Annotated in this window: 23 protein-coding genes; 21 read left to right on the top strand and 2 right to left on the bottom strand. The window is 28.1% G+C overall.

Annotated features, from left to right (window positions below):
- Window positions 1-25: 25 nt before the first annotated feature.
- Window positions 26-802: a hypothetical protein gene (locus HMPREF9629_RS02865; protein WP_009524823.1), complete on the bottom strand. Its 777-nt coding sequence runs from the start codon at window positions 800-802 to the stop codon at window positions 26-28.
- Window positions 803-1807: 1005 nt separating this feature from the next.
- Here HMPREF9629_RS02865 and HMPREF9629_RS02860 point away from each other — a divergent pair.
- The 8 genes from HMPREF9629_RS02860 to HMPREF9629_RS02830 all read left to right on the top strand — a co-directional run bounded on the left by HMPREF9629_RS02860 (window position 1808) and on the right by HMPREF9629_RS02830 (window position 10492).
- Window positions 1808-2974 carry a 1-deoxy-D-xylulose-5-phosphate reductoisomerase gene (locus HMPREF9629_RS02860; protein WP_009524822.1) on the top strand — a complete coding sequence of 389 codons (1167 nt, stop codon included), beginning with the start codon at window positions 1808-1810 and terminating at the stop codon, window positions 2972-2974.
- A gap of 55 nt (window positions 2975-3029) precedes the next feature.
- Complete coding sequence (gene rseP / locus HMPREF9629_RS02855; protein WP_009524821.1) at window positions 3030-4028, top strand: RIP metalloprotease RseP; 999 nt, start codon at window positions 3030-3032, stop codon at window positions 4026-4028.
- A gap of 19 nt (window positions 4029-4047) precedes the next feature.
- Window positions 4048-5094, top strand: coding sequence for a flavodoxin-dependent (E)-4-hydroxy-3-methylbut-2-enyl-diphosphate synthase (gene ispG / locus HMPREF9629_RS02850; RefSeq protein ID WP_009524820.1), 1047 nt, complete (start codon window positions 4048-4050; stop codon window positions 5092-5094).
- A gap of 80 nt (window positions 5095-5174) precedes the next feature.
- A complete protein-coding gene (locus tag HMPREF9629_RS12080) occupies window positions 5175-5339 on the top strand; it encodes a hypothetical protein (protein WP_009524819.1) in 165 nt (54 codons plus the stop codon).
- Window positions 5284-6786 carry a tellurium resistance protein gene (locus tag HMPREF9629_RS02845; protein ID WP_009524818.1) on the top strand — a complete coding sequence of 501 codons (1503 nt, stop codon included), beginning with the start codon at window positions 5284-5286 and terminating at the stop codon, window positions 6784-6786. Before HMPREF9629_RS12080 ends, HMPREF9629_RS02845 begins: the two co-directional genes overlap by 56 nt.
- A gap of 308 nt (window positions 6787-7094) precedes the next feature.
- Window positions 7095-8180, top strand: a complete 1086-nt coding sequence (locus HMPREF9629_RS02840) for a toxic anion resistance protein (RefSeq protein ID WP_009524817.1) — start codon at window positions 7095-7097, stop codon at window positions 8178-8180.
- Window positions 8181-8478: 298 nt separating this feature from the next.
- A complete protein-coding gene (gene gpmA, locus HMPREF9629_RS02835; RefSeq protein ID WP_009524816.1) occupies window positions 8479-9165 on the top strand; it encodes a 2,3-diphosphoglycerate-dependent phosphoglycerate mutase in 687 nt (228 codons plus the stop codon).
- 532 nt (window positions 9166-9697) lie between these two features.
- Window positions 9698-10492, top strand: a complete 795-nt coding sequence (locus tag HMPREF9629_RS02830) for a class I SAM-dependent methyltransferase (protein WP_009524814.1) — start codon at window positions 9698-9700, stop codon at window positions 10490-10492.
- A 330-nt stretch (window positions 10493-10822) separates the two neighbouring features.
- Here HMPREF9629_RS02830 and HMPREF9629_RS02825 read toward each other — a convergent pair whose 3' ends face one another.
- Window positions 10823-12040: a carboxylate--amine ligase gene (locus HMPREF9629_RS02825; protein WP_009524813.1), complete on the bottom strand. Its 1218-nt coding sequence runs from the start codon at window positions 12038-12040 to the stop codon at window positions 10823-10825.
- A 368-nt stretch (window positions 12041-12408) separates the two neighbouring features.
- Between HMPREF9629_RS02825 and tig the strand changes: the two genes are divergently transcribed.
- From tig to ftsY, 13 genes are all read left to right on the top strand, one after another.
- A complete protein-coding gene (gene tig / locus HMPREF9629_RS02820; RefSeq protein WP_009524812.1) occupies window positions 12409-13695 on the top strand; it encodes a trigger factor in 1287 nt (428 codons plus the stop codon).
- 54 nt (window positions 13696-13749) lie between these two features.
- Window positions 13750-14352 (top strand): ATP-dependent Clp endopeptidase proteolytic subunit ClpP, encoded by a 603-nt coding sequence (clpP, locus tag HMPREF9629_RS02815; protein WP_009524811.1) that lies wholly within the window; start codon window positions 13750-13752, stop codon window positions 14350-14352.
- A gap of 14 nt (window positions 14353-14366) precedes the next feature.
- Window positions 14367-15620 carry an ATP-dependent Clp protease ATP-binding subunit ClpX gene (clpX, locus tag HMPREF9629_RS02810; protein ID WP_009524810.1) on the top strand — a complete coding sequence of 418 codons (1254 nt, stop codon included), beginning with the start codon at window positions 14367-14369 and terminating at the stop codon, window positions 15618-15620.
- Window positions 15621-15719: 99 nt separating this feature from the next.
- A complete protein-coding gene (gene hpt, locus HMPREF9629_RS02805; RefSeq protein WP_009524809.1) occupies window positions 15720-16259 on the top strand; it encodes a hypoxanthine phosphoribosyltransferase in 540 nt (179 codons plus the stop codon).
- A 15-nt stretch (window positions 16260-16274) separates the two neighbouring features.
- Complete coding sequence (locus tag HMPREF9629_RS02800) at window positions 16275-17036, top strand: class I SAM-dependent DNA methyltransferase (protein WP_009524808.1); 762 nt, start codon at window positions 16275-16277, stop codon at window positions 17034-17036.
- Between the two features lie 41 nt (window positions 17037-17077).
- Entirely contained in the window at window positions 17078-17959 is an 882-nt protein-coding gene (gene hslO, locus HMPREF9629_RS02795) for an Hsp33 family molecular chaperone HslO (protein WP_009524807.1), read from the top strand.
- Between the two features lie 141 nt (window positions 17960-18100).
- On the top strand, window positions 18101-19252 hold the full coding sequence (locus HMPREF9629_RS12075) for a TMEM165/GDT1 family protein (protein WP_009524806.1): 1152 nt from the start codon (window positions 18101-18103) through the stop codon (window positions 19250-19252).
- A gap of 328 nt (window positions 19253-19580) precedes the next feature.
- Window positions 19581-21611, top strand: coding sequence for an NAD-dependent DNA ligase LigA (ligA, locus tag HMPREF9629_RS02780; protein WP_009524805.1), 2031 nt, complete (start codon window positions 19581-19583; stop codon window positions 21609-21611).
- A 9-nt stretch (window positions 21612-21620) separates the two neighbouring features.
- Complete coding sequence (locus tag HMPREF9629_RS02775; RefSeq protein WP_009524804.1) at window positions 21621-22598, top strand: AIR synthase family protein; 978 nt, start codon at window positions 21621-21623, stop codon at window positions 22596-22598.
- A gap of 100 nt (window positions 22599-22698) precedes the next feature.
- Complete coding sequence (locus HMPREF9629_RS02770; protein ID WP_330364370.1) at window positions 22699-23139, top strand: ACT domain-containing protein; 441 nt, start codon at window positions 22699-22701, stop codon at window positions 23137-23139.
- A gap of 3 nt (window positions 23140-23142) precedes the next feature.
- Window positions 23143-24054, top strand: coding sequence for a hypothetical protein (locus HMPREF9629_RS02765; protein WP_009524802.1), 912 nt, complete (start codon window positions 23143-23145; stop codon window positions 24052-24054).
- A gap of 43 nt (window positions 24055-24097) precedes the next feature.
- A complete protein-coding gene (locus HMPREF9629_RS02760) occupies window positions 24098-24556 on the top strand; it encodes a hypothetical protein (RefSeq protein WP_009524801.1) in 459 nt (152 codons plus the stop codon).
- Window positions 24557-24583: 27 nt separating this feature from the next.
- Complete coding sequence (gene ftsY, locus HMPREF9629_RS02755) at window positions 24584-25924, top strand: signal recognition particle-docking protein FtsY (RefSeq protein ID WP_009524800.1); 1341 nt, start codon at window positions 24584-24586, stop codon at window positions 25922-25924.
- The last annotated feature ends 98 nt before the right edge of the window (window positions 25925-26022 follow it).

The raw sequence follows: 26022 nt of genomic DNA, 5'->3' as shown, positions 1-26022 counted from the left end.
TTTATGATTGAGCATGAATTTATTATTATTTAACCATATTGAACTTTACATCAAACATTAAAGTTTTAGGTGCAATTATTTTTAATTTTTTTACTCCTTTTAAATTTACTTTTTCATGCTTGATACTATCACCATACTTGACATCATTTCTATACAGTACTTTGTCGTCTCCCATTATAGTTACTTTTCCGCTTAGTTGTCCTGAATCTTCGCTTGCAAGCATAAACTCTACAGAATTGATTTCTTTATTTATATCAATCTCAACTGAATCAGATCGAAAGCAATTTATTATATTATGTTTCTCGTTGTTTACATTTATATAATCATAACCTTCGTTTGAACTACTTTTTGGTTCATATTCATACCACTTACCCATGCTATAATATCTGCCATCATGATAAACACCCTTTAATACTCTTTTTCGATAATATTTTTCTGTAAATTCAGTGAGTTCCAATACAGAACCGCCTATATTATCAACTTCATTGCCGTTATTTTGATTTGCTTGCGGCTGTACACTTGATATATCGGTAAAATTTACAGTTTTGCTGTTATTATCATATTTTACAGAATATCTTGTAGCGGCTGATTCCACAGTGGATATAGGTAAATACAATTTACCGTCCAATATAACAGGCTGAGCTTTACCTTTTAAGTCTACATCTACTCCGTCTGAAACTACTTTGATATTATCATAAGTAGCCTTTACATTTTTTGTAGTTGCTGCAAACGATGTACCGCCACTTATGATTGTACTTCCCACAACTGCCAAACTTAATGCTTTTACTAACTTTCTTTTCATAAAATACCTCCATATTATTTTTGATATGGCAAAATATAAAAAATAAAAATTTATGTATTTTTCACAAGTTTCAATGCAAATATATTTACTGTTTTAATACTGAACACTACTACAAATCATAATATTTATATTTTCTGAGTCATTATTTTTTTATTGAGTGCTGCACTTATATTGTAAACCTAAAATTATATATATTATTTTGAAAAAGCATAACTTTTTGATGATATCATTATATTATATTTTCAATTAGTGTTTAGTATAAATTGGTTGTGTAAATTTATTTGTACCTATACTTTCTATATCTTGCCGCGTTAATAAAAATAAGAAACATTAAATACAAGAAAATATTAGTGCTTTTATACTAATATTTTTAAATTTGTAAAATATCTTATAAGTCTGATTATATCAAAAAAAAAAAAAACAAGTCTTTTTTCGTATTTTTTAAAAAATATTATATTCAAAAATTGACAAAAAATAGGAAAATATAATTTATATAGATTTTTTTAAAAAATTATTTAGTTATGTAAATAAGTCATTATTTTTTTTTATTTAGTGATTGTAAATTTGAAAATTAAATCAGTTTTTTCTTATATATATTTTAAATTTTAAATTTTTATGTTAAAATTATATGGAATTTATTATTTAATGGATAAAAAATGATTACTAAAATTTAATAGAATTATAGGTGTATTTAATAAAAATTGATATGCTCATACAAATTATAAAAATATGCATTGACACTGAAAGTATAAATTAAAGCACTTAGGTAAAATAAATAGTTTAAAATATGGTTTAGTAAATCACTAAACAAATAAAATTTTTTATAAAAATAATTATGTTTATTTTATTTTATATAAACACTTATACTAATAACCGTTTATAATGCTAAGTAATTTATATTTGATGGAATTATATATTTATAATTATAATAATTTTGTTGTAATGCAATTATATGGCTATTTAATAGGCTTTTAATATTAAATCGATTTGAAGAAAAGGAATGTTATGAAAAATATATCTATATTGGGTTCTACAGGTTCGATAGGTACTCAAGCATTGGATGTTATAAGGCATCATAAAGAAAAATTTAATGTGATTGCATTAAGTGCAAATAACAATATAGATTTGTTGTTGGAGCAGATAAAAGAGTTTAAACCTGCTCTTGTTTGTGTATATAATGAAAAATCATATGAATTTCTTGGAAAAAAGCTTATTGAAGAGAATATAAAAGATGTCGAGCTGTGTACAAAAATGGATGGGCTTGTAAAAGTTGCTACTTGCAAAGGAATAGATTTGCTTTTGACTTGTGTTGTAGGAATGATAGGGCTGATACCTACTGTAAAAGCTATAGAAACTAAGATAGATATTGCACTTGCAAATAAGGAGACTTTAGTAGTTGCAGGCGATATTGTTATTAGCAAGGCAAGAGAATATGGCGTAAAAATATTGCCGGTTGATTCTGAGCATAGTGCTATATTTCAGTGCCTGGTAGGAGAAAAAAACAGCGAGATAAAAAATATAATGCTCACAGCGTCAGGAGGAGCATTCAGAGGTATGGAAAAATCTCAAATAATGAATAAAAAGGCAAGAGAGGCATTGAAACATCCTAATTGGTCTATGGGGGCAAAAATTACCATAGACTCTGCAACTCTTATGAATAAGGGACTTGAGATAATAGAGGCATATCATCTTTTCAATACGCCGCTTGAAAAAATAAAAGTGTATGTACACAAACAAAGTTTAATACATTCTATGGTAGAATTTGTGGATAACTCTATAAAAGCACAAATTGCGGTACCTGATATGAGAGGGGCAATATCTTACGCATTTTTTTATCCGAATAGGACACCGAGTGTTATGAATGAGCTTGATTTGTTTGGAAAAAATATGACCTTTGATATGGTAGACGAAGATACTTTTCCTTGCATAAAATTGGCTAAGGAGTCTTTGAAACAGGGAGGCACATCTACTTGTGTATTGAATTCTGCAAATGAAGAGCTTGTTTATGCATATCTTGCAGATAAGATTAAGTTTTATGATATTAATGAAATAATTGAAAAAGCTCTTGAACAACATAAGTTTATAAATAATCCTACATTGGAAGAAATATTGGTTACAGATTTGAAGACGAGGTTGTTTGTAAAAGAGTATTTAAAAGAAAAATTTGTATAAAATAAAAATGATGATTAGAAAGGAGAGTATGATATATACTGTCATACGATATTAGATGAATATAATATTAGCTTTATTGGTTTTTGGAATAGTTGTTGCAATTCATGAGCTTGGACATTTTACGGTTGCAAAGTTAAACGGTATAACTGTTCATGAATTTGCTATAGGTATGGGACCTGCAATATTTCAAAAAGAGCATAACTGTACAAAATATAGTCTTAGGCTTGTGCCTATGGGAGGATATGTCAGCATGGAAGGTGAAGATGATGAAAGTGATGATCCGAATGCTTTTTGCAAAAAAACTCCTTTACAAAGAATGGCTGTAGTATTTGCAGGTCCATTTATGAATTTTGTATTGACAATAGTTGTATTTATAGGTTTGTTTTCAGTAAGTGGTGTGCCTGTAAATAAAGTAGGAGGAGTAGTAGAAAATTCTCCTGCAAGCGAGATAAATTTGGAAATTGATGATGAAATAGTGTCTATAAATGAAGTGAAAATAACATCTTGGGGAGAAATAACAAAAACTCTTGGAAAAACAAGCGGAGAGGTTACGCTTGGAGTTAAAAGAAATGGTGAATTATCTGAATTAAAAGTTATGCCTGATGAAAAAAGTGGTAGAAGGACCATAGGTATATATCCTAAATATGAAAAACACTTTGTAAATGCAATTCCATATGCTTTTAATCAGACAGCATCTATGACTGCTCAAATGTTGGATTTTGTTTCAAAATTATTTACAGGCAAAGTTGATTTTAACTATGTGAGCGGACCTGTGGGAATAGTAAGAGAAATGGGAAATTCTACAAGTTCAGGTTTTTCTACGTTTTTCAGTTATATAGCTTTTATTTCGTTGAACTTGGGTGTAATGAATTTACTTCCTATACCTGCTCTTGACGGTTTTAGAATATTGACAGCATTTTGTGAATTTGTTACAAAGAAGAAACTTAATAAAAAAATGGAGTATGTGGTAAATTTTGCAGGAATGATATTTTTAATAGGTCTTATGATAATTGTAACGTACAAAGACGTTTTAAATATATTTAAAAAAGGTTAGAAATTTATAGGAGAAACCTATGTTTGATAGAAAAAAAACTGTAGAAGTAAAATGCGGAAATGTAAAAATAGGTGGAAATAATCCTATTGTTATACAGTCTATGACAAATACAAAGACGAGCGATTTTATTTCTACAATAAATCAGATACATTCTTTAGAAAAAGCCGGTTGTGAACTTGTGAGAGTATCTGTGCCTGACGAAGAATCAGCAAAAGCAATATCAAAGATAAGAGAGAATATAAATATACCTCTTATTGCAGATATACACTTTGATTACAGACTTGCTTTGATGGCTATAGAAAATGGTGTTGATGGACTTAGAATAAACCCTGGGAATATAGGTAGCGATGAAAGAGTAAGAGAAGTAGTAAAAAAAGCGAAACAATACGGCATAAAAATAAGAATCGGTGTGAACTTGGGTTCGTTGGAAAAAAATATTCAAAGAGAATATGGACGTACACCTAAAGCTATGGTTGAATCAGCTTTGTACAATATAGAGTTATTGGAAGAAAACGACTTTTACAACACGGTTGTATCATTAAAGGCATCGGATATAAAAACTACAATACAAGCATATGAAGAGTTTTCAAAAATAAGTAATTATCCGCTTCATTTAGGTGTTACAGAAGCCGGAACAGCAAGAGCAGGCACAGTCAAATCTTCTATGGGAATAGGATATTTATTGTTAAATGGAATAGGAGATACTATAAGAGTATCACTTACCGCAGATCCGGTGGAAGAAATAGATGTAGCAAAAATGATATTACAAAACATAGGATATAATTTCGGTGTGCAGGTCATCTCTTGTCCTACTTGCGCAAGAACCGATATAGATATAATAAATCTTGCAAATAATGTTGAAAGTGCAACAAGAGGAATAAAAAAAGATATAAAAGTTGCTGTTATGGGATGCGTAGTAAATGGACCTGGAGAAGCAAAAGATGCTGATATAGGCATAGCAGGAGGAAAAGGAGAGGCATTGTTTTTCAAAGACGGAAAAACATTAAAAAAAGTTAAAGAAGATATGATAATATCAGAATTACTAAAAATTATAGATGAATTTTAAATAAAACTTTTATGAAAATAAAAACTTACTTATACCAAATAATATTAAAAGAAAATAATAGCTAAGAAAGGAGGGAAGGTATGTATTTAAGAGAACAATATCGACATATAATAGCATTAAATGCAAAATCGGACAATATATTTGAAGATGTATTCAAATATCCGAGCCTAAGAAAAGGGTACGCACAAAATGAAAATATACTTTCCGTTCCTACTTTTTTTTATTCATATACAAGGCACATTTGATGATTATGAAAAAAAATTGCTTGATTTTGATGAAAAACTGTCAAAAAACAGAGGATATATAAACCTATACAATTTCAATCATCAGATAGATAACAATTTTATAGAAAAATTCAATCAAGATTGGATTGACATAAAAGTTGCAGATATTCCGTTTATTATGAAAAATTTGAGCAATATATTTGTATCGGTTTGTGGTGATATTGTACTTAGAAAAATTTTTATAGAAAAGTTTGAAATTATGCTTACTGCCTATTTGAAACAACAGCTTAATATGAGTATAGCAAAAAATTCCATAATAAAAATATTATTTTTGAGTAAGAAATATTACAGTGAATTGATGAATGATTATTACATAGGGGAAGAAAATCCCAAAATAATGTGTTACGGACAAATATACAGAGATGACTTGTATTTTTTATTGCTTATGTTTTTATGCTCTATAGATATAATTTATTTCAATCCTACAAGACAGGAAAAATTTCCTTTTCCAAGAGATGTTGTGACTTATATACAAAATGTCAAATATGATAGAACATCTAATGTCACAAATATTTTTGTCAAAAAAAATGTTGAAGAAAAAAGTGATAGACAAGAAACTGTAGCATACAGAGCAACTCAAGAAATAAGAAGTATATTACACGATGAGCAGGGCGGAATATATTCTAACTGGCAATTTGAAAATTATATTGTAAATGCAAATACAATCAAAGCCACATATGATGAAGTGCTCCAGTTAAATGCAGTTGATGCAAGATTCAGACAAGGATTTGAAGTTGAAAACGGTCAAATATATATTCCGAATATTTTTGCAAAAATAAGCGGAGTAAACACAGATAGATATGAATATTTTAATTTTTTTGACTTAGCATCACAAAATGCACTTTTGATAGAAACCGTACCGTTCAGCGTGCAAAGAGGCTATTATAAAGCGCCAGGTTTAGTATCAAAGGATGGCTTGATAGACAAAGAGCGCATAAAAAAATTATCAGAATACAAATTCAAACATTTAAGAGAAAGCGTTCAAGATTATATACTTGATACCATTCAAGATATGATAAATAAAAAAGAAGCTTTATTCAAGTTTTGCCATGATAAAGATATTGATACTGATATAATATATGAAATACTGATGCTTGAAAGGCGATACCTTGATTTACTGCAAAATTTCGATTATCCTTATAAAATTCCAAGAATAGTGATATTTCATGATAATGAAACACCTTTTAATAAAAATGACGGGATAAGAGTAGGTTTTTTCTTATTGGCAGGTCTTGATATAGTCATATTTACACCAAGTGGCTACAACGATGTAGAATTAGTGATAAATGAGTTCAATTATGACACACATAAATTGGATACTTATGATTCCAATTTAAGATTAAAAGATAAAAGTAAATATGTAAAAGTTCAAAAAAAAGGATTTTGGGCAAGTCTTTTCGGAAATTAATATAATTATCTAATTAGACATAAATATTTTTTATATCAGGCTCAAATATATTTTGCTTATAGCACTTTTTTATAAATGTTTTTAAATCAGATATTTATGAGAGTGTTAGTAATTTTGCCTGTAAAATAATTTGAAAATATCTTAAATTAAAATAGTGTTGATATAAGATTTTATTATTTCTAACCTTGATTTTAGAAATGTTTGGGAAATTATTAAAAAATATTTTTAACTTTTAGATTTATAAAAAAGTTTATATTGCAGATTTAAAGATAAAAAATAAATAAACTAATACATTTTGGAGGTTCAATATGAGCGAAGATTTTGTAAGACAAGAAGAAGATTATAACACACAGTTGCAAACTATAAGTAATCAAGTAAAAGCATCTCCTGAAGTACAACAGATTGCAAGAAATCTTGATGTAAGAGATGTTAAAAATATAATGAGCTTCGGGCAGGAAACAGCGACAGAAATTTCAAAGTTCAGTGATAAGATACTATCATCAATAAACAATTCACAGATAGAAGACAGCGGTAGAATGATGAAACAATTATCCGATATAATGGATAAATTTGATGTAAAAGATTTTGAGGATAAAAGCTCAAAAGGATTTTTGTCAAATATATTCGGCAAGGCAAAAGACAATATACAAAGCCTACTTAAAAAATATGAGACTATGGACAGCGAAGTATCTAAAATATATGTAGAAATAAAAAAATACGAAGCTGAAATAGGAAAAACAAATGATATGCTTGACAATATGTATGCTAAAAACATAGAGTATTATCAAGAATTGGAAAAATATATAATGGCTGGAAATTTAGCCATAGAAAATTTGAGAAACACATTGATACCACAATATGAGCAAAAAGCACTTGAAACAGGTAATGAGCTGGATAATTTGAATGTACAAAATGCAAGAGCATCTCTTGAAATGTTGGAGCAAAGAGTGTACGACTTGGAGCTTGCCAAGATGGTGGCAGTACAATCAGCACCACAAATAAAATTAATTCAAAGAGGTAATTATAATTTACTTAGAAAAATAGGAAGTGCATTTGTAGTAACAATACCGGTGTTTAAAACAGGTATAATACAAGCCGTTACTATAAAAAGACAAAAAGTACAAGCAGATTCTATGAAAGCATTGGATGAAAGAACAAACGAGATGCTTATTAGAAACGCAAAAAATATATCAGCACAATCAGTTGATATAGCCAAGTTATCAGGTTCATCAAGTATAAAGATAGAAACATTGGAAAATACATTTAATACAATAATGCAAGGGATAGAAGAGACTATTAGAATAGAAGAAGAAAACAGATCTGCAAGAGAGCAAGGAAAACAGAGAATACTTCAATTACAAACAGATATGAAAAACAAAATAAAAAGTATGTAAATTAAAATATTTTTTTAAAATCACAATATTATATTTTTACTTATACCTTTATTTAATTAAATAATCCGTATAATAAAAAATATTATGAACAATTATTAATTAGCCTATTGTTAATTTACAATATTTTTTATATATCGCTTTTTCTTTTAAATAGGTTTTAATATTAAATCTGATATATATTTTGAAAAAATTTATGGATGAACATAATTATAAATAAATTTATTTTATATAGTAAAAATTGTAATAAAATTTTAATATTGTGGTATAATAATAAAAAATAAGATTTGGAGGATGATATATGAAATTAGTAATGATAAGACATGGTCAAAGTCAGTGGAATTTGGAAAACAGATTTACAGGTTGGAAAGACGTTGATTTATCTGAGCAAGGAATAGAAGAAGCGAAAAAAGCAGGAGAACAATTAAAAAAAGACGGATTTACATTTGACATAGCCTATACTTCTTATCAAAAAAGAGCTATAAAGACATTGAATATAGTTCTTGAAGAAATAGATGAGCTTTATATACCTGTGAAAAAATCATGGAGATTAAATGAACGCCATTATGGAGCATTGCAAGGATTAAATAAAGCTGAAACTGCAAAAAAATATGGAGATGAGCAAGTGCATATATGGAGAAGAAGCTTTGATGTACCTCCTCCTCCGTTAGATGACGATGATGAAAGAAATGTAAAATTCGATCCTAAATATAAAAACTTAAACCCTTCAGATTTACCAAAAGGAGAAAGCTTAAAAGATACAATAAACAGAGTTATACCTTTTTGGGACAGCGATATATCAAAAGATATAAAAGAAGGTAAAAATGTAATAATAGCAGCACACGGGAATTCATTAAGAGCACTTATAAAATATCTCTTAAATATAGATAATCAGCGTATATTGGATCTTAATCTTCCAACAGGTGTTCCGCTTATATTTGAAATAGACAAAGATTTAAAAATAACAAAATCACCTGAACTATTTTAATTAAGTGGATAGAGTTTATACTAATCTCTTTTTGAAAAAATTGGCATTGTTATTATTTATAAAAATGTCTTAATTTATTTGATATTAAAAAATATATAGTAATTATCCATTGGTAATTAAGCAATGGTATTAGTTTTATTAGAGAGGGACTAATGAAAATATTATCATCTGTTTTTATAATAACGGCAGTTTTGCTTGAAATTACAAGTATGATTTTATTGTTGTTGAAAGTTGTATATAGATTTTAACCAAGCGGTATATACTGTCTTTCGTTCTAATTTATTTATTATGCCGATATGAAATTGAATATTTTATATTGAAATATTTATAATTTTTGAGTATTTTCGGTAAATATGATTTGTTATATTAAATCAGCATTAAGAGACTGTGTGTTTAAAAGCATATAGTCTTTTTTTATACAATATATAAATTAAAAATTGTATACATATATTGATAAAGATAGTATAATAGTATAGAAATTTATTATTATTTAATAATCTTTATAAATTTGGACACATATGGAGGTTTTGTTATGGAAATTAAATTTGACGGTGTAATGGAAACATTACTTATAACACTTTATATAAGGGCAAAAGATGCAAATAGCAAAGAACCTATTATAAATGATAAGAAAGCGGCTCAAATCATATCGAAAATAGATTATGATTTTTCAAAGTTTGAAAATGCGTGGGGTTCTTATTATGGAACACTTGCAAGGGTTAAGGTTATGGACGAGGAAACAAGAAAATTTATAGCAAAAAATCCTGATTGTGTAATTGTATCTGTCGGTTGCGGCCTTGATACAAGATTTGAAAGAGTTGATAACGGAAAAATAACTTGGTATAATTTGGATTTTCCTGAGGTTATTGAAAAGAGAAATTTGCTTTTTGAAAAAAATTCAAGAGTTATAGATATACCTAAGTCTGCACTTGATGAAAGCTGGGGAAAAGACATAAAAACAAATGGAAAGCCTCTTTTAATATTATCAGAAGGAGTACTTATGTATCTCAAAGAGGATGAAGTAAAGAAATTTTTGAATATATTGACTGATTCATTTGACAGTTTCGAGGCTCATTTTGATCTTTTGTATAAAGGTTTGGTCAAGAGATCCAAAGAACACGATACTTTAAAGCATATGAAAGTAAATTTTGAATATGGAGTGAAAGACGGCAGTGAGCTTGTTAAACTTAATCCCAAGTTAAAACAAATCGGTCTTATAAATTTTACAAGAGAAATGAAAAAATTTCCGCTCGGTATTAAAAAGATATTTTTGCCGTTAATGTATATTGCAAACGATAGATTAGGAATGTACACTTATAATAAATAAAGTTAATTATATATAATTATACAAAAATCTTATAGAATAATGGAAAAATCATAATAATTAATTTTTCAAATAAACTATTTATATGAATGTTATATAATTATACAAGTTATCCATAATTTTATTAGAAAACAGTATTATACTGAAAACTTATTAAATAACAATGTGATTGTATTACAACAAAATTATTTATAATCCGTAAAATATATAATTTCTTCAAATATAAAATACTTGGTATCTTAAATGGTGATTTGTATTGATTTACTTCACAATAATATAAAACAGTAGAGAACTAAAAAGTAATATTAGTTGCCTACTGTTTTGTTGTTATAATTATTGCATATATTGTATATATTTTTTAATGTGGTTTAACTTGTAAAGCATTATATATATACTTCTTTTCAGGTTGTTTTTGAGGTCATAAGGATAATCGAAAGTATTTACTTCCTTGCCTTCTTTTATCAATTCTTTAACTCTATTTTTTAAGTTTTCGTCTTTTACATATTTGAAAACTATTGAATTAGGTATTAAATGCCAATATAATTCTTTTGTTTGTTTTATAAGTGGAAGGTCTTTTTTTTGTACTCTGTCTTCCACGAGTAGCTTCGCTATATTAACGCAGGCCGCTGTTACAGAGTAGTTACTTCTTCCTTGACGTATATTTACTTCAAACAACTTATATTTCCCATCACGATAATCATATTTGCAATCACAGTTACAAAAACCTGTGAACTCTATTTTTTCTAAAAATGATTTTATCTTTTCCATAGGTTCTTCTACATATTGCATTATTATAGCTGCATCGTTACCTATTGCAGTAGGAACGTGCTCTTCCAAAAGTACATGACCTAATGCCATCATCTTGACTTTTTTGTTTCTGTCGCAATAAAACGATGGTGTCCATATACTACTGTCATCACCGGGTATATACTCTTGTATTATGAGTGTATCATCATAATAAGTTGAATATATCAGTCTTACTATTCTTATAAAATCTTTTTTATTTTGTGCTATATAAACTTTTTCCATTCCTTCAAATCTGTCACTCCAAAAAAGCACAGGGTTTGAAGGTTTTATTACAATTGGATACATAATTCCAAAATCGGTTATTTCCATATCTTTTGACAATATTTTTGTCTTAGGAATGTCTACATTCATTTCTTCGCACAGTTTATAAAAATTTTCTTTATTAATAAGACTGTTTTTTAAAGTTTCATCAATATATGGAATTATAAATAAATCTTTCAGCTCTTCTTTTGATTTTATTATAAGATCTACATAATCATCTTTTGTGCCTATAAGTATAGCTGTCTTGCCTTCTTCTTTTAAATCATTGCCTAATTCTATCATAGACTCTATAAAATGATTGATATCTGTCAAATTTTCATCAACATAAAAATCTATTATTTTAGAATTATCAGTTGCACCGAGTACATCTTTTGCAATAGCTATGCTTATTATACCGTATTGTTCATGAAATGCTCTTGCAACAGAGTATGCGTTTATATCTCCTCCTATTAAAACAGGTTGTACAGTATTTGATATATCCATAGTTTTATTGTATGATAAGAGTTTATCATACTCTCCTTTCTCGTAAAAGATTTAATGTTATATATGAATTGATTTAAAAATTAGCATCTTAAATTAGTGCTTTTAGCAATATTATAATATTTTCATAAATATTAGGCATAATTGATTCAAATTTCAGACTATAATAATTTTATAATACACCTTTATAAAGCAAAATACATTACGAAAATTATAGCATAAAACAATTTTTTTTTAAATCATTAATATTAAACATTATACAAATATGCTAAAATATGTTAAAATATATTTCAAAATAAAAATTTATTATAGAAATATCTTAAACTTATGATATAATATGTAAGTTAGATTGAAAAAAATGGGAGGCTAAAATGTCATTAGAATTATTAAAAAAAGAAGGATATAATGCTGAATTAAAAATGGTAATAAACTCAGCTGATTTTGAAAAATACTGTACAAAAGCTTATAATAAAAATAAAGGTAAAATAAGCATACCTGGATTTAGAAAAGGTAAAGTGCCTAAACAAATAATAGAAAAATATTATGGAGTAGGTTTTTTCTATGAAGATGCTTTAAATGACGCTTTTTCTGAAGAATTTTCAAAAGGTGTTGAACAAATAGGTATAGAACCTGTTGCAAGACCTGTTATAGATGTAGAAGAAATAGAAACTGGAAAAGATGTTGTTATAGACGTAAAAGTAGTAATAAAACCTGATATAGAAATAGGACAGTACAAAGGGATTGAAGTAAAATTTGGTGATACTACTCCAACTGATGAAGAAGTTGAAAGAGAACTTGAAAATAGAAGAAATCAAAACGCAAGATTTGTAACTATTGAAGATAGAGCAGTTAAAGATGGAGATATTGTTAAACTTGATTTTGAAGGCAAAAAAGATGGAGTTCCTTTTGAAGGTGGAAAAGGAGAAAATTATTCGCTTACAATAGGTTCAAAATCATTCATAGATGGATTTGAAGAACAGCTTATAGGTATGAACATAGGAGAAGAAAAAGTAATTGAAGTGACTTTCCCACAAGAATATATGGAGAAATCTTTAGCAGGTCAAAAAGCAACTTTTGATGTAAAGATTAATGAAATCAAAGAAAAACAATTACCTGAGCTTGATGATGAATTTGTAAAAGATATAAGTGAATTTGATACATTAGATCAATTAAAAGAAGACATAAAAAAGACTATATCACAAAGAAAAGAAAAAGATGCTACAAGAGAATTTGAAAATGATATAATTGAACAAATAGTGAAAAATTCAAAAATTGATTTACCTCAAGAGATGATAGACACAGAGGCTGATCATATGTTTAATGAATTTGCACAAGGACTTTCATATCAAGGTATGAACGTTGATATGTATTCAAAATACATCAATAAATCAATAGATGAATTAAAAAATGAAATGAAACCTGAAGCAGAAAAAAGAGTAAAAGGTTCATTGGTGTTAGAAAAAGTAAAAAAACTTGAAAATGTAGGTTACAGTGAAGATCAAGTTGAAAGAGAACTTGAACAAATGGCACAAATGTATGGAATGGAAGTAGACAAATTAAAAGATATATTCAAAGGCGAACAAAGAGAATATATGATTGACAATATAATACTTAGAAATACAATAGAGTTCTTAAAAGCTGAAACAAAGAGAATATAATTTTATTACAACAAATATTTTTTTGCTGTAAACAGTTTATGAGGAGGTACGATAATGGCATATGTTCCTGTAGTCGTTGAGCAGACAAGCAGAGGAGAAAGAAGCTATGACATATATTCAAGACTTTTAAAAGACAGAATAATATTTCTTGGAGATGAAGTAAATGATCAAACAGCTTCGCTTGTAGTAGCTCAATTACTTTTCTTAGAATCTGAAGATCCTGATAAGGATATATCCCTATATATAAATTCTCCCGGAGGAAGTATAACAGCAGGTATGGCTATATATGACACAATTCAATATATAAAACCTGATGTGTCAACAATATGCATAGGCATGGCAGCATCAATGGGAGCATTTCTTCTTAATTGTGGAACTAAAGGCAAAAGATTTGCACTTCCTAATAGTGAAATCATGATACATCAACCGCTTGGTGGAACAAGAGGACAAGCGACAGACATAAAAATACACGCTGAGAGAATTATAAAAATGAGAGAAAATCTCAATCAAATAATGGCTGAAAGAACAGGACAGCCTATAGAAGTAATAAACAGAGATACAGAAAGAGACTTTTTTATGTCTGCAGAAGAGGCAAAACAATACGGTCTCATAGATGATGTTATTACAAACAGAAATAAAGTTGAAAATAAAAATTAATTTAGGAGAAATTGATGGCAAGTAAAAATGATAAAATAGTAAGATGTTCATTTTGCGGAAAAACTCAAAATGAAGTAAAAAAACTTATCTACGGAAAAGGCGTATATATATGCAATGAGTGTATAGATCTTGCCCAAAATATGATAAATGAAGAAATAGACAGAAACATATCTTTATCTTCAACTTCAAATGATCTTCCTAAACCAAAAGAAATAAAAGATTTTCTTGATGACTATATAATAGGGCAGGAAGCTGCGAAAAAAGTTTTGTCAGTATCTTTATATAATCATTATAAGAGAATATATCACGTTGATAAAAAAGGAAATAAAACAGAATTGCAAAAGAGTAATATACTGCTTCTTGGACCTACAGGCTCAGGTAAGACGCTTTTGGCTCAAACTCTTGCTAAAATTATGGATGTTCCTTTTGCTATAGCTGATGCAACTACCCTTACAGAAGCAGGCTATGTTGGAGAAGATGTTGAGAATATACTTTTAAAATTAATACAAGCAGCGGATTTCAACATAGAAAAGGCACAAAAAGGTATAGTTTATATTGATGAGATTGACAAAATAACACGAAAATCTGAAAATGTATCAATAACAAGAGATGTAAGCGGTGAAGGAGTGCAACAAGCTCTTTTAAAAATAATAGAAGGAACTTTAGCAAATGTTCCTCCTCAAGGAGGAAGAAAACATCCTAATCAAGAACTTATTCAAATAGATACAACCAACATTATGTTTATAGTTGGTGGCGCATTTGAAGGAATAGATGAGATAGTCAGAAAGAGATTAGGGAAAAATGTAGTCGGTTTCGGCTCTAAAGTAGTTTCAAAAGATACTATGAAAATAGGGGAGATATACAAAAATGTCCAAACTGAGGATTTATTGAAATATGGACTTATACCTGAATTTGTAGGAAGACTTCCAATCGTTGTATCTCTTGATCCTTTAGATGAAGAGGCTCTCGTTAAAATATTAAAAGAACCTAAAAATTCTCTTGTAAAACAATTTAAAAAATTGTTTGAACTTGATAATGTAATATTGGAGATAGACGATGAAGCACTGACAGAAGTGGCAAAAAAAGCAATAGAACGTAAAACCGGAGCAAGAGGATTGAGAAGTATATTGGAAGAAACAATGATGGATATAATGTATGATATTCCGTCAAGAGATGACGTAGAAAAAGTGCTTATCAATAAAGATTGTATAGACAAGAAGGCACAACCAATACTGACATTATATAAAAAACCTAAAGAATTGGCATAAATTCAACTAAGGCACTTCTATTTGTTAATGGGAGTGCCTTAGTTTAGTATAGTATCAAAATATGAATAAAATGATTAAATTAACTAAGGAGCAAATTCAATGGACATAGAAAAGAAAAAATGGGAAGTACTTTGTACTGCTGAAAAACTTGATGATATAGCAAAAAAATTAGGTCAAAAAATTTCAGAAGATTATAAAAATAAAAATCTTCTAATAGTATCCATACTTAAAGGTAGCTTATTTTTTACATCAGACTTATCCAAAAATATAAAACCTGTCACTAAAATAGATTTTATGATGACTTCAAGTTATGGAGATGGAGAAATAAATTTAGGAAAAGTAAAGATACTCAAAGATATAGATTATGATTTGAATGGATATGATGTTTTAATAGTAGATGATATATTGGACACAGGTATAACAATGGAGTTTTTAATAAAACATATTGGAGAAAAAAATCCTAACTCTTTAAAAACTTGTGTGCTGTTTAATAAGCAAGAAAGAAGAAAAGTTGATTTAAAAGCTGATTATATAGGAATGGAAATAGAAGATAAATTTTTGGTAGGATATGGTTTGGATTTTAAAGACAGATACAGAAATATACCATATGTATTTTGTGTATTAGACGAAGATAGATAAATAAAAGGAACAATTATGTGTGAATATAAATATCTCAGCAATATATATGATAAATCTATGAATATATCAGGTATTGATTATGACAAGTGGTTCAAAAAAATATCATCCCTTATGGGAAATGAGAAAAAAAATATAAAAAATATATTGGAATTAGGCTGTGGAACGGGTAATTTAACAAAGAAATTTTTATCTGAAGGATATGAAGTTGTAGGTATTGATAAAAGTTTTGAAATGCTTGAAATAGCTAAGCAAAAGACAAGTGAATACGGTGATAAAATAATTTTAATACAACAAGATGTATGTGATATAGATTTTGATATATATGAAATAGATATGATATTGTCTGCAAATGATTTAATCAATTATATAACAAATGAGTATGATTTACAAAATCTGTTTGATTTTTGCTATGAGCACCTCAGAAAAGACGGACTTTTTATATTTGATATAAGCTCTGAGTATAAAATTTCCAATATACTTTCTAACAATACATTTTTTGAAGAAGATGATGAGTATTGTATGGTATGGCAAAATGTTTATGATAAGGAAGATGGCATTATAGATATGTATATTGACATATTCAGAGAAAATGAACAAGGCTTGTATGAAAGATTTCAGGAAGAACACCAGCAAAAAGCCTATACAGAAAAAGAAATAGACAACATATTAAAAAAATCAGGGTTCAAAAATATAAAAAAAGAATATTTTGTTAATAAAGACAGTGAAGAACTGTATAAAAATCAATATGAAAGAATATTTTATTCTGTAAGTAAATAATAAAAAACAGTATTGATTATTTTTAATTTTTAGGAGAAAAAATGGATTATATAATAAGTGCTACAGACTTTTGTAAAGAGGTGTCCGTATATGTCGCCAAGACAACTGATATGGTAGAAACCGTGAGAGATATACACAATCCCACACCGGTAGTATGTGCCGCTATTGGTAGAGCTGTAACAGCCACTTCAATTATGGGGTTTATGATGAAAGGCGAAAAAAATAAAATATCTCTAATAATAAAAGGAGACGGATTGATTGGCAACATAACTTGCACAGGAAATTCTAAAGGATATGTAAAAGCTTGTGCTACTAATTATGATGTTGATATACCTATACGAGAAACTGACGGAAAATTAGATGTAGGTAGAGCAGTAGGAAGTAATGGAATACTTACAGTAATAAGAGATTTAGGATTGAAAGAGCCATATGTCGGACACAATTCTCTTGTAAATGGAGAAATTGCACAAGATTTGACAAGCTATTTTGTAAATTCTGAGCAAATTGCATCAAGCGTAGGACTTGGAGTATTGGTAGATACAGATTATACTGTAAAACATGCAGGAGGATTTATAGTGTCATTGATGCCTTTTGCAAAAGAAGAAACTATATCAAAACTTGAAGACAATATAAAAAATATAAGATCAATAACTTCTTTGATGGAGGACGATTTAACACCTGAAGATATAGCGCAATTAATCTTAAAAGATTTAGGTTGCGTTATATTGTCTAAAAATGAAGTTAAATATGAATGTGATTGCAGTAGAAAAAGAATAGAAGAAGCACTTATTTCTATAGGTAAAAAAGAGCTGCAAAAAATATATGAAGAAGATAAAAAAGCAGAAATATGTTGTCATTTTTGTAATAAAAAATATTATTTTGATGAGGAAGAATTAAAATCTTTAATTGACCACATTAAATAGACAATGTTGAAAATCATATATTTCTAAAAATATTTACAGCTCGAATTTCTAAATTGTAAAAAATCTTATTTGAATATGTTAAATAATCGCTCACCAATTAAAAATATTGAAACTGTATAACTAAAAGGAGTTGCGTATTTTTTGGAAACTTTAATATCATCGTTTCTACTCATTTTTTTCGCCGAAATGGGTGATAAAACTCAATTTTTAGCATTAATATTTGCCACTCAATATAAGTTGTATCAAGTAATACTCGGGATATCATTGGGGATTTTGTTTAATCACGGTTTAGCTGTACTTGTTGCTACATTTTTATCATCTTTTATAAATATAGGTATATTAAAAATAATAGCAGGACTTATGTTTCTATTATTTGGTTTCGAGTCTTTCATACTTAGAATAGAGAATGATGATAAAGAGGATATAAGAGCAAAATTTGGAGCTATATTTACAGTTGCTCTATGCTTTTTTATAGGTGAACTTGGCGATAAAACCCAAATAACTGCCATGTCTATAGTGTTTACAGGGAAAAATCCTATACTTGTTTTAATAGGTACTACACTTGGTATGATATTTGTCAGTTTGTTTGGAATAATCGTAGGAAAAATAATAAAAGGGAAGATACCGAAAAATTTGATGAAAAAAATATCCGGAGTCTGTTTTATCACATTCGGTATAGAAGCATTATCAAAATCTGTTCCGTCTCAATATCTAACATTTATAAATACAACTGCATTCTCTATTATATGTATGATGACAATGCTTTTAATTTATTTTAAAAATAAAAGTGTGAAAAAAATCTTTAAAATCAATATGTATTTAAAAAACAAAGATAATAATTTAGAGGTAAAGATGATAAATATAGATTTGATATGTGTTGGAGCCTTAAAATCAGATATTTTTAAACAAGCAGAAAAAAATATATTGAAAAAAACAGATAATAACTATAATATAAAAATAATAGAGATAGAAGATGAAAAAAACCAAAATATTAATAGAAGTTCAGAAATAGAAAAGATAAAGGAAAAAGAGGGTGCAAAGATACTTTCAAAGATAAAAAAAGGCAATTATGTCATAACACTTGAAATAGATGCAAAGCAAAGTAAAAATTTGAGTATTTGTAATATTATAAATGAAACTGGCAGAGAAAATATCAGCATAATAATAGGCGGCTCTGTTGGCCTTAGTAAAAAAGTGAGTGATATTTCAAATAAGAAAATATCTATATCAAAGATGACATTTCCTCATCAGTTGATGAGACTTGTGATGTTAGAGCAGTTTATAATATGCTGAAAATAAAATTTTTATAAAAATAAATTTATACTAAACTATTATATTTTATACTATTATCTATTTAAACGTAGATATTTTTCAATATCTTTGAGCATATCTTAATTTAAATAGTTTTTAGTATGAAATATATACCATAAATTATTGAAAGATATAAAATCAATTATAAAATATATTTAGTATTTTAATTAACATTGATTTACATAATTTTTTAAATATATATAACTTATTATTTAAAATATTACATAGATATATTTGTCAGATTAAGATAGTTTTAAGAACACAATAGTATCATAAACTCCATTATCAGATATTTTTAAAAGGAGAAAAAATGTTAGATATAAATACAGCAAAGGACAGGATTGATGAATTAAAAAAAGAAATTGAAAAAAACAACAAACTTTATTATGAAGATGACAGTCCTACAATAAGCGATTATGATTATGATATGATGATGAACGAGTTAATATCTCTTGAAAATAAATATCCTAATTTAAGAACAGAAGATTCTCCAAGTGTACGAGTCGGTGGAAAAGTCCTTGAAAAATTTGAGCAAGTTGTACATGAAAAACAGATGATGTCTCTTACAAACGCATACTCTCTTGGAGAGCTCAGAGATTTTGACAATAGAATTAAAGAATATACTCTTACTCCCAGATATGTTGTTGAATTTAAAATAGACGGTTTATCACTTCTCTTAAAATACAAAAACGGTATGCTTATATCTGCTGCTACAAGAGGTGACGGTTTTGTTGGTGAGGATGTAACAGAAAATGCAAAAACCATAAAATCCATACCTATAAGGCTGAAAGAAAATGTTGATATAAATGTAAGGGGAGAAGTGTTTATTCCTAAGGATATCTTTTATAAATTGAATGAAATACAGATAGAAAATGAAGAAAGACCCTTTGCAAATCCAAGAAATATGGCGGCAGGTTCTTTAAGGCAATTAAATTCAAAAATAGCTGCAAAAAGACAATTGGATATTTTTATATTCAATATAGAAAGCGAAAATATAGATATACATTCTCATTTTAAAGCACTTGATTATGTAAAAGATTTGGGAATGAAAATTTCTCCTGAAAAAAAATTATGCAATAATATAGATGAAGTGATTGCAGAGATAGAAAAATGGTCAGAAAAAAGATTTGAACTGCCATTTGAAATAGACGGAATGGTTGTTAAATTAGATGATATTGATTTAAGAGAAGAAGTTGGAAACACATCAAAAGCACCTAAATGGGCAATAGCATATAAATTTCCGCCGGAAAGAGTGAAAACAAAAGTAAAAGATATAATTGTACAAGTCGGCAGAACAGGCGTTATAACACCGACTGCAATATTGGAACCTGTAAAAATATCAGGCAGTATAGTTTCCAGAGCTACGCTTCATAATGAAGATTATATAATTCAAAAAGATATAAGAATAGGTGACTATGCTTATATTCAAAAAGCAGGTGAAATAATACCTGAGGTTTATGAAGTAGATGTGCAAAGCAGAACCGGAGAAGAAAAGCAGTTTTCTATGCCACATATCTGCCCTGAATGTGGAGCGAAAACTGTCAGATTTGAAGGAGAAGCATCTTGGAAATGTACGAACATATCCTGTCCGGCTCAAATAAAACGCAGAATCATACATTTTGTATCAAAAGGTGCTATGGATATAGACGGATTTGGAGAAAAATTGGTAGTACAATTTTATGATGAAGGACTGATAAAAGATATATCGGATATATACTCATTAAAACCTGAAGTTTTGAAAATGTTGCCGAGATTAGGAGAAAAATCTGTAAATAATCTTATGATGTCTATTGAAGAGTCAAAAAATACACCTTTAGAAAAATTTATTTTTGCACTCGGAATAAAATTCATAGGTGCAAATGCCGGAAAAGTACTTGCCAAGAATTTTGCCAATATAAAAGAAATAATGGACACAAATGTAGAAAGATTGACATCAATTGATGAAATAGGCGATAAAATGGCACAAAGCTTGGTAGAATTTTTTGAAATAGATGAAAATAGAGCCTTGATTGAAAAATTAATGTCATATGGAATAAATCCTCAATCAGACATAAATATAGATACAAAAACAGCTATATTTTCTTCTTTAAAAATTGTTGCTACAGGTACGCTTATAAAGTTTAAAAGAGATGATATACAAAAAACAGTTGAAGAAAATGGAGGCAAATTGTCAAGTTCTGTAAGCAAAAATACAAACTTTGTGGTGGCAGGAGAAAATGCAGGCTCAAAATTGGAAAAGGCAAATTCACTTGGTGTAAAAGTAATAACGGAAGAACAATTTGAAAAAATATTAACGCTTAAAAATGTTCAAGAAGTGCTTGATTTTATTAAAAATGTATAGGTGAACAAAGTGAGTATCATAAAAAATGGAAAACTAACAGTCAATCAATTAAAAAAACTCATATACTCAAATTTAGGTAAAAGGAGAAAAGAAGTTATTACAATGCCTCTTGTAGGTCAAGATTGCGGATATTTTTACACAGAGGATAATATAATCTCCATAACAACTGATCCTATAACTGCAACAGATACAAATATAGGTAAATTATCCGTAATAATAAACCTTAATGATATTGCAACATCATTTGCAGAGCCATTTGCAATAACAGTAACACTTCTTTGCCCTGAAAACACGACAGAAGAAAAAATATATCAGATAATGAAGGACATATCTGATGAGTGTATTAAAAATGATGTACAAATAGTAGGAGGACATACAGAGGTTACAACTGCTGTAAATCAAATATTAGTATGTGTGACTGCACTTGGAAAACTTGACAAAAAAAGATATGAGGAAACAGAACCTATAAAATCAGGCGACAACATATATATGAGTAAAGAAATTTCTCTTGAAGGAAGTATGATAATCGCTTGTGAAAAAAGAGAAGAATTAAAAGAGGTTTTAACAGATGAAGAATTTGAAACTGCAAAGTTATTTTTGGAAAAATTGAGTGTAGTAAAAGAATCAAAACTACTTAAAAATAAAAAAATTTCACTTATGCATGATGTGACTGAAGGCGGAATACTGGGTGCATTATATGAAATATGCAGTTATGCACAAAAAGGTTGTATGATAGACTATGACAAAATAAAAATAAACAGTATAACTAAAAAAATAAGCAAATTTTACAATATAGATCCGCTCAGATTAATTTCAAGCGGTTGTATGTTAATAATAACAAATGAAGAAATATCTGAAAAAATCGCTGATATAAGTTTTACAAAGATTGGTAAAATTACTGATGATAATAAATTATTGATGAAAAAAGATGGCTATTTGATAGAAATTGAAGAACCTGATTCTGATGAAATATACAAAGTTATTTGATAGCACTTGTTTTTTGTGATATAATCTAAATATATGATTTTATAAAAATAATTAAAATCAGTCAAAGAATAACTCTTTTATGGAGGTGTGTTTGAGTATAATGGAGACAAAAAAACTTTTGTTGGTGGATAGTGAAGTTTTACCGGAAGTATTTTCAAAAGTTGTAATGGCAAAACAATTACTTATTTCAGGAAAAGCAAAAGGAGTAAGTGATGCTGTAAAAAAAGCCAATATAAGCAGAAGCTCATATTATAAATATAAAGATTATGTTTTTAATGCATCCGGAAGTGTAAACGGAAATAAGGCAACAATAGAGTTTTCGCTCGAGCACATATCAGGTATATTATCTGAAATTTTAGATATATTGGCAAAGGAAAAAGCAAATATACTGACAATAAATCAGACTATACCTATAAATAATGTGGCAACTATAACAATAACCCTCGATATGTCACAAATGGATATAACTATATACAAATTAGTAAATAAAATTAAGGACAAAAGTAGAGTATTGGAAGTAAAACTTTTGGCAATGGAGTAGACAATGTTGGAAGAAAAAAAATTTAGACGTTTGATATTAGTGATAACAATAATAGTTATTGTATCAGTAGTAGGAATATATCTGCTGTATTATAGCAAACAGCCGGATTTAAAAGCTGATAATGTAAAAACAACCGATGTGGCATTGGATATGCCTATCCTACCTTTTGATGCGTTTTCTATGCTTAAAGAAGATTTAATAATAAAATTCGGCGAAGGAGAAGAAGGAAATGGACAGGATTACGACAATCAGTATGTAGATTATAATCAAAAATGGTTTGGAAAGATGTTTAAAGCAAGATATTACTATGGTCTGTATACAAGAATTTATCAAATAAACCTAAAGGTTGAAAAAAATGATATACAAAGTGTATATGATGAGATGAAAAAGCAGTTGGGAACACCTGTTCAAGATACATTATTGAATAAAGAAAAAAGCCTTGATGAAAGAAAAACTTATTGGGTAAAAGATTCCGTCAGATACAGCATATTTTACGAAGACAGCGGACAGTGTATGGCTAAGATGTGGTTAGAGTATTACCCTAATCCAGATGGACACAATTTAGGAGAAAGACCTACTATAATACAAAGACAAGATGGTGTAGAAGGTATAATCGATGGTGAAAAAGTAAGTATATTATTAGTTGGAGATAAACCTAAATACACAAGCAGGTATTATAAAAATCTGTATTTGATAATTGGAAGCAAATCAGGAAGTTATTTAGGAAGAATGCCTAAAGATGGAGATGGCGGATTTTATCCTAAATTTACACTTACCAATATAGCAAATTCTAAAAATAAAAACATATTGATTGAAACAGATAATGAATATACAAAATGGTATATAGGTTTTGAATTTAAAAACAATCAATTAAATGTAATATATTCATCTGAAAAAGAACCGTCAGAACAATAAAATAAAAACATAAAATTTTTTATATTGTTTAAGGGGGATATAATTGAAAGAATCACACAATAAATTAGAAAGTAATCAATTATTAAAAGATATAAGAGAAAATATAAAGATAATAAATTGTATAGATATAACAGATGAATTTGGATATGAGGATTTATTTGTATATGATTGTATGCTTGAAACTTCAAGAGTGCATTTAGCTACTATAGATTTTTCAGGCAACGTATCATATATGACTATGAATGATTATCCTATGTTTGAAAATGATATAAGAGACTTTATAGGTAGTATTATAAGTACTTTAGATTCTGAAATAAGAATAAAATATTCAATAGATACAGTAAAAGTAGACTATGATATATATACATTTTTCGATTACAAAGAAAATATAAAATTTATATTGACAGTAGATGTATCAGGACAAAACAGAAGATATTTAAAACTTAAGACAAAAAATATTATAAGCACTCAATTAAGAGGAAAATCTAAATATTTGAATTAAATTTATATCATATTTTAAGGAGTAGATATGGGTTTAAAAAATTTTTTTGAAAATATATTTAAAAAAGATGAAGTAAAAGAAGAAGATATTCAAAAAATTGATGAAGAAGTAATAGAAGATGAAGAAAAATTGGAAGAAGACCTATTATCTTCAGAAATTGATGAAGTATTTCCTGAAAAGATAGAAGAAATTAAAAATACAGATAATAATAACAGCTTTAAGAAAATATTAGACTCAAAAGAAAAAAATATAAATATACAAGAAGATTTTAAAGAAAGCTTTAAATCAGATAATGAAACTCAAGATTTAGAAATACACTCACAAGATAATATCGAAGATAAACAAGAGCTTCAAGAAGATACAAATAATGAAGAAGTTAGTGAAACTTTAGAAAATGAAAAAACGGTAGCGGTTGAAGAAACTGCAGTAGTTGAACAAGAAAAAAAAGGATTATTTGCAAGATTAAAAGAAGGCTTAAAAAAGACAAGTAATTCTTTTACATCAAAATTTGACAATCTGTTTAAAGGTTATATAAAAATAGATGATGAATTATATGAAGAAATAGAAGAAATACTTATAACAAGTGATATAAGTTTTGAAACTACAATAAAGATTGTGGAAAATTTAAAATCCAATATAAAAAAGAAGAATATAAACGACATAAACCTTGTAAAACCTGAACTTAAAGAAGTAGTAAGTGAATTGTTAAAAGATAACAACAGCAAGTTAGATGTATATGATGAACAGAGCATTATAATAATAGTTGGAGTTAATGGTGTTGGTAAAACTACTACAATAGGAAAGCTTGCATCAAAATTTAAAAAAGAAGGGAAATCCGTATTACTTGCTGCAGGAGATACATTCAGAGCTGCAGCGGAAGAACAGCTTGAAATATGGTCTAAAAGAGCAGATGTGGATATAGTAAGACATAAAGAAAGTGGTAGCGATCCTTCTGCAGTAATATTTGATGCAATGCAAAAAGCTAAATCAAAAAATATTGATATACTTATTTGTGATACTGCCGGAAGATTGCACAACAAAGTAAATCTTATGAATGAGCTTGGAAAAATAATGAGAACTGTAAATAAAGAATATCCTGATGCAAAAAAAGAAATATTGCTTGTAATAGATGCAACAACAGGACAAAATGCACTTAATCAAGTAAAAACTTTCAATGAAGCCGTAAATTTGACAGGGGTAATATTGACAAAATTAGACGGAACTGCAAAGGGCGGAGTTGTATTGTCTATAATAGATGAATACAAAATACCTATTAAATTTATAGGAGTTGGAGAAAAAGTAGATGATTTGCAAGAATTTGATTACAATAACTTTGTAGAGGCATTGTTTGACAATTCAAAAGAGTAGTGTACCAAAAATATAGTCTTATACTATTACCTAATTAAACAATATATAATAAAAATGCTGAATTGAATGTATTTGATTAGTAATGCTTTTAGCTATAC

The sequence above is a fragment of the Peptoanaerobacter stomatis genome (assembly GCF_000238115.1).
GTDB classification, from domain to species: domain Bacteria; phylum Bacillota; class Clostridia; order Peptostreptococcales; family Filifactoraceae; genus Peptoanaerobacter; species Peptoanaerobacter stomatis.
This window is presented reverse-complemented; position numbering and strand designations above follow the sequence as displayed.

Coding starts and splice junctions, on each gene's coding strand:
- HMPREF9629_RS02865 (WP_009524823.1), bottom strand. CDS start 802: ATGAAAAGAAAGTTAGTAAAAGCATTAAGTTTGGCAGTTGTGGGAAGT.
- HMPREF9629_RS02860 (WP_009524822.1), top strand. CDS start 1,808: ATGAAAAATATATCTATATTGGGTTCTACAGGTTCGATAGGTACTCAA.
- rseP (WP_009524821.1), top strand. CDS start 3,030: ATGAATATAATATTAGCTTTATTGGTTTTTGGAATAGTTGTTGCAATT.
- ispG (WP_009524820.1), top strand. CDS start 4,048: ATGTTTGATAGAAAAAAAACTGTAGAAGTAAAATGCGGAAATGTAAAA.
- HMPREF9629_RS12080 (WP_009524819.1), top strand. CDS start 5,175: ATGTATTTAAGAGAACAATATCGACATATAATAGCATTAAATGCAAAA.
- HMPREF9629_RS02845 (WP_009524818.1), top strand. CDS start 5,284: ATGAAAATATACTTTCCGTTCCTACTTTTTTTTATTCATATACAAGGC.
- HMPREF9629_RS02840 (WP_009524817.1), top strand. CDS start 7,095: ATGAGCGAAGATTTTGTAAGACAAGAAGAAGATTATAACACACAGTTG.
- gpmA (WP_009524816.1), top strand. CDS start 8,479: ATGAAATTAGTAATGATAAGACATGGTCAAAGTCAGTGGAATTTGGAA.
- HMPREF9629_RS02830 (WP_009524814.1), top strand. CDS start 9,698: ATGGAAATTAAATTTGACGGTGTAATGGAAACATTACTTATAACACTT.
- HMPREF9629_RS02825 (WP_009524813.1), bottom strand. CDS start 12,040: ATGGATATATCAAATACTGTACAACCTGTTTTAATAGGAGGAGATATA.
- tig (WP_009524812.1), top strand. CDS start 12,409: ATGTCATTAGAATTATTAAAAAAAGAAGGATATAATGCTGAATTAAAA.
- clpP (WP_009524811.1), top strand. CDS start 13,750: ATGGCATATGTTCCTGTAGTCGTTGAGCAGACAAGCAGAGGAGAAAGA.
- clpX (WP_009524810.1), top strand. CDS start 14,367: ATGGCAAGTAAAAATGATAAAATAGTAAGATGTTCATTTTGCGGAAAA.
- hpt (WP_009524809.1), top strand. CDS start 15,720: ATGGACATAGAAAAGAAAAAATGGGAAGTACTTTGTACTGCTGAAAAA.
- HMPREF9629_RS02800 (WP_009524808.1), top strand. CDS start 16,275: ATGTGTGAATATAAATATCTCAGCAATATATATGATAAATCTATGAAT.
- hslO (WP_009524807.1), top strand. CDS start 17,078: ATGGATTATATAATAAGTGCTACAGACTTTTGTAAAGAGGTGTCCGTA.
- ligA (WP_009524805.1), top strand. CDS start 19,581: ATGTTAGATATAAATACAGCAAAGGACAGGATTGATGAATTAAAAAAA.
- HMPREF9629_RS02770 (WP_330364370.1), top strand. CDS start 22,699: ATGGAGACAAAAAAACTTTTGTTGGTGGATAGTGAAGTTTTACCGGAA.
- HMPREF9629_RS02765 (WP_009524802.1), top strand. CDS start 23,143: ATGTTGGAAGAAAAAAAATTTAGACGTTTGATATTAGTGATAACAATA.
- ftsY (WP_009524800.1), top strand. CDS start 24,584: ATGGGTTTAAAAAATTTTTTTGAAAATATATTTAAAAAAGATGAAGTA.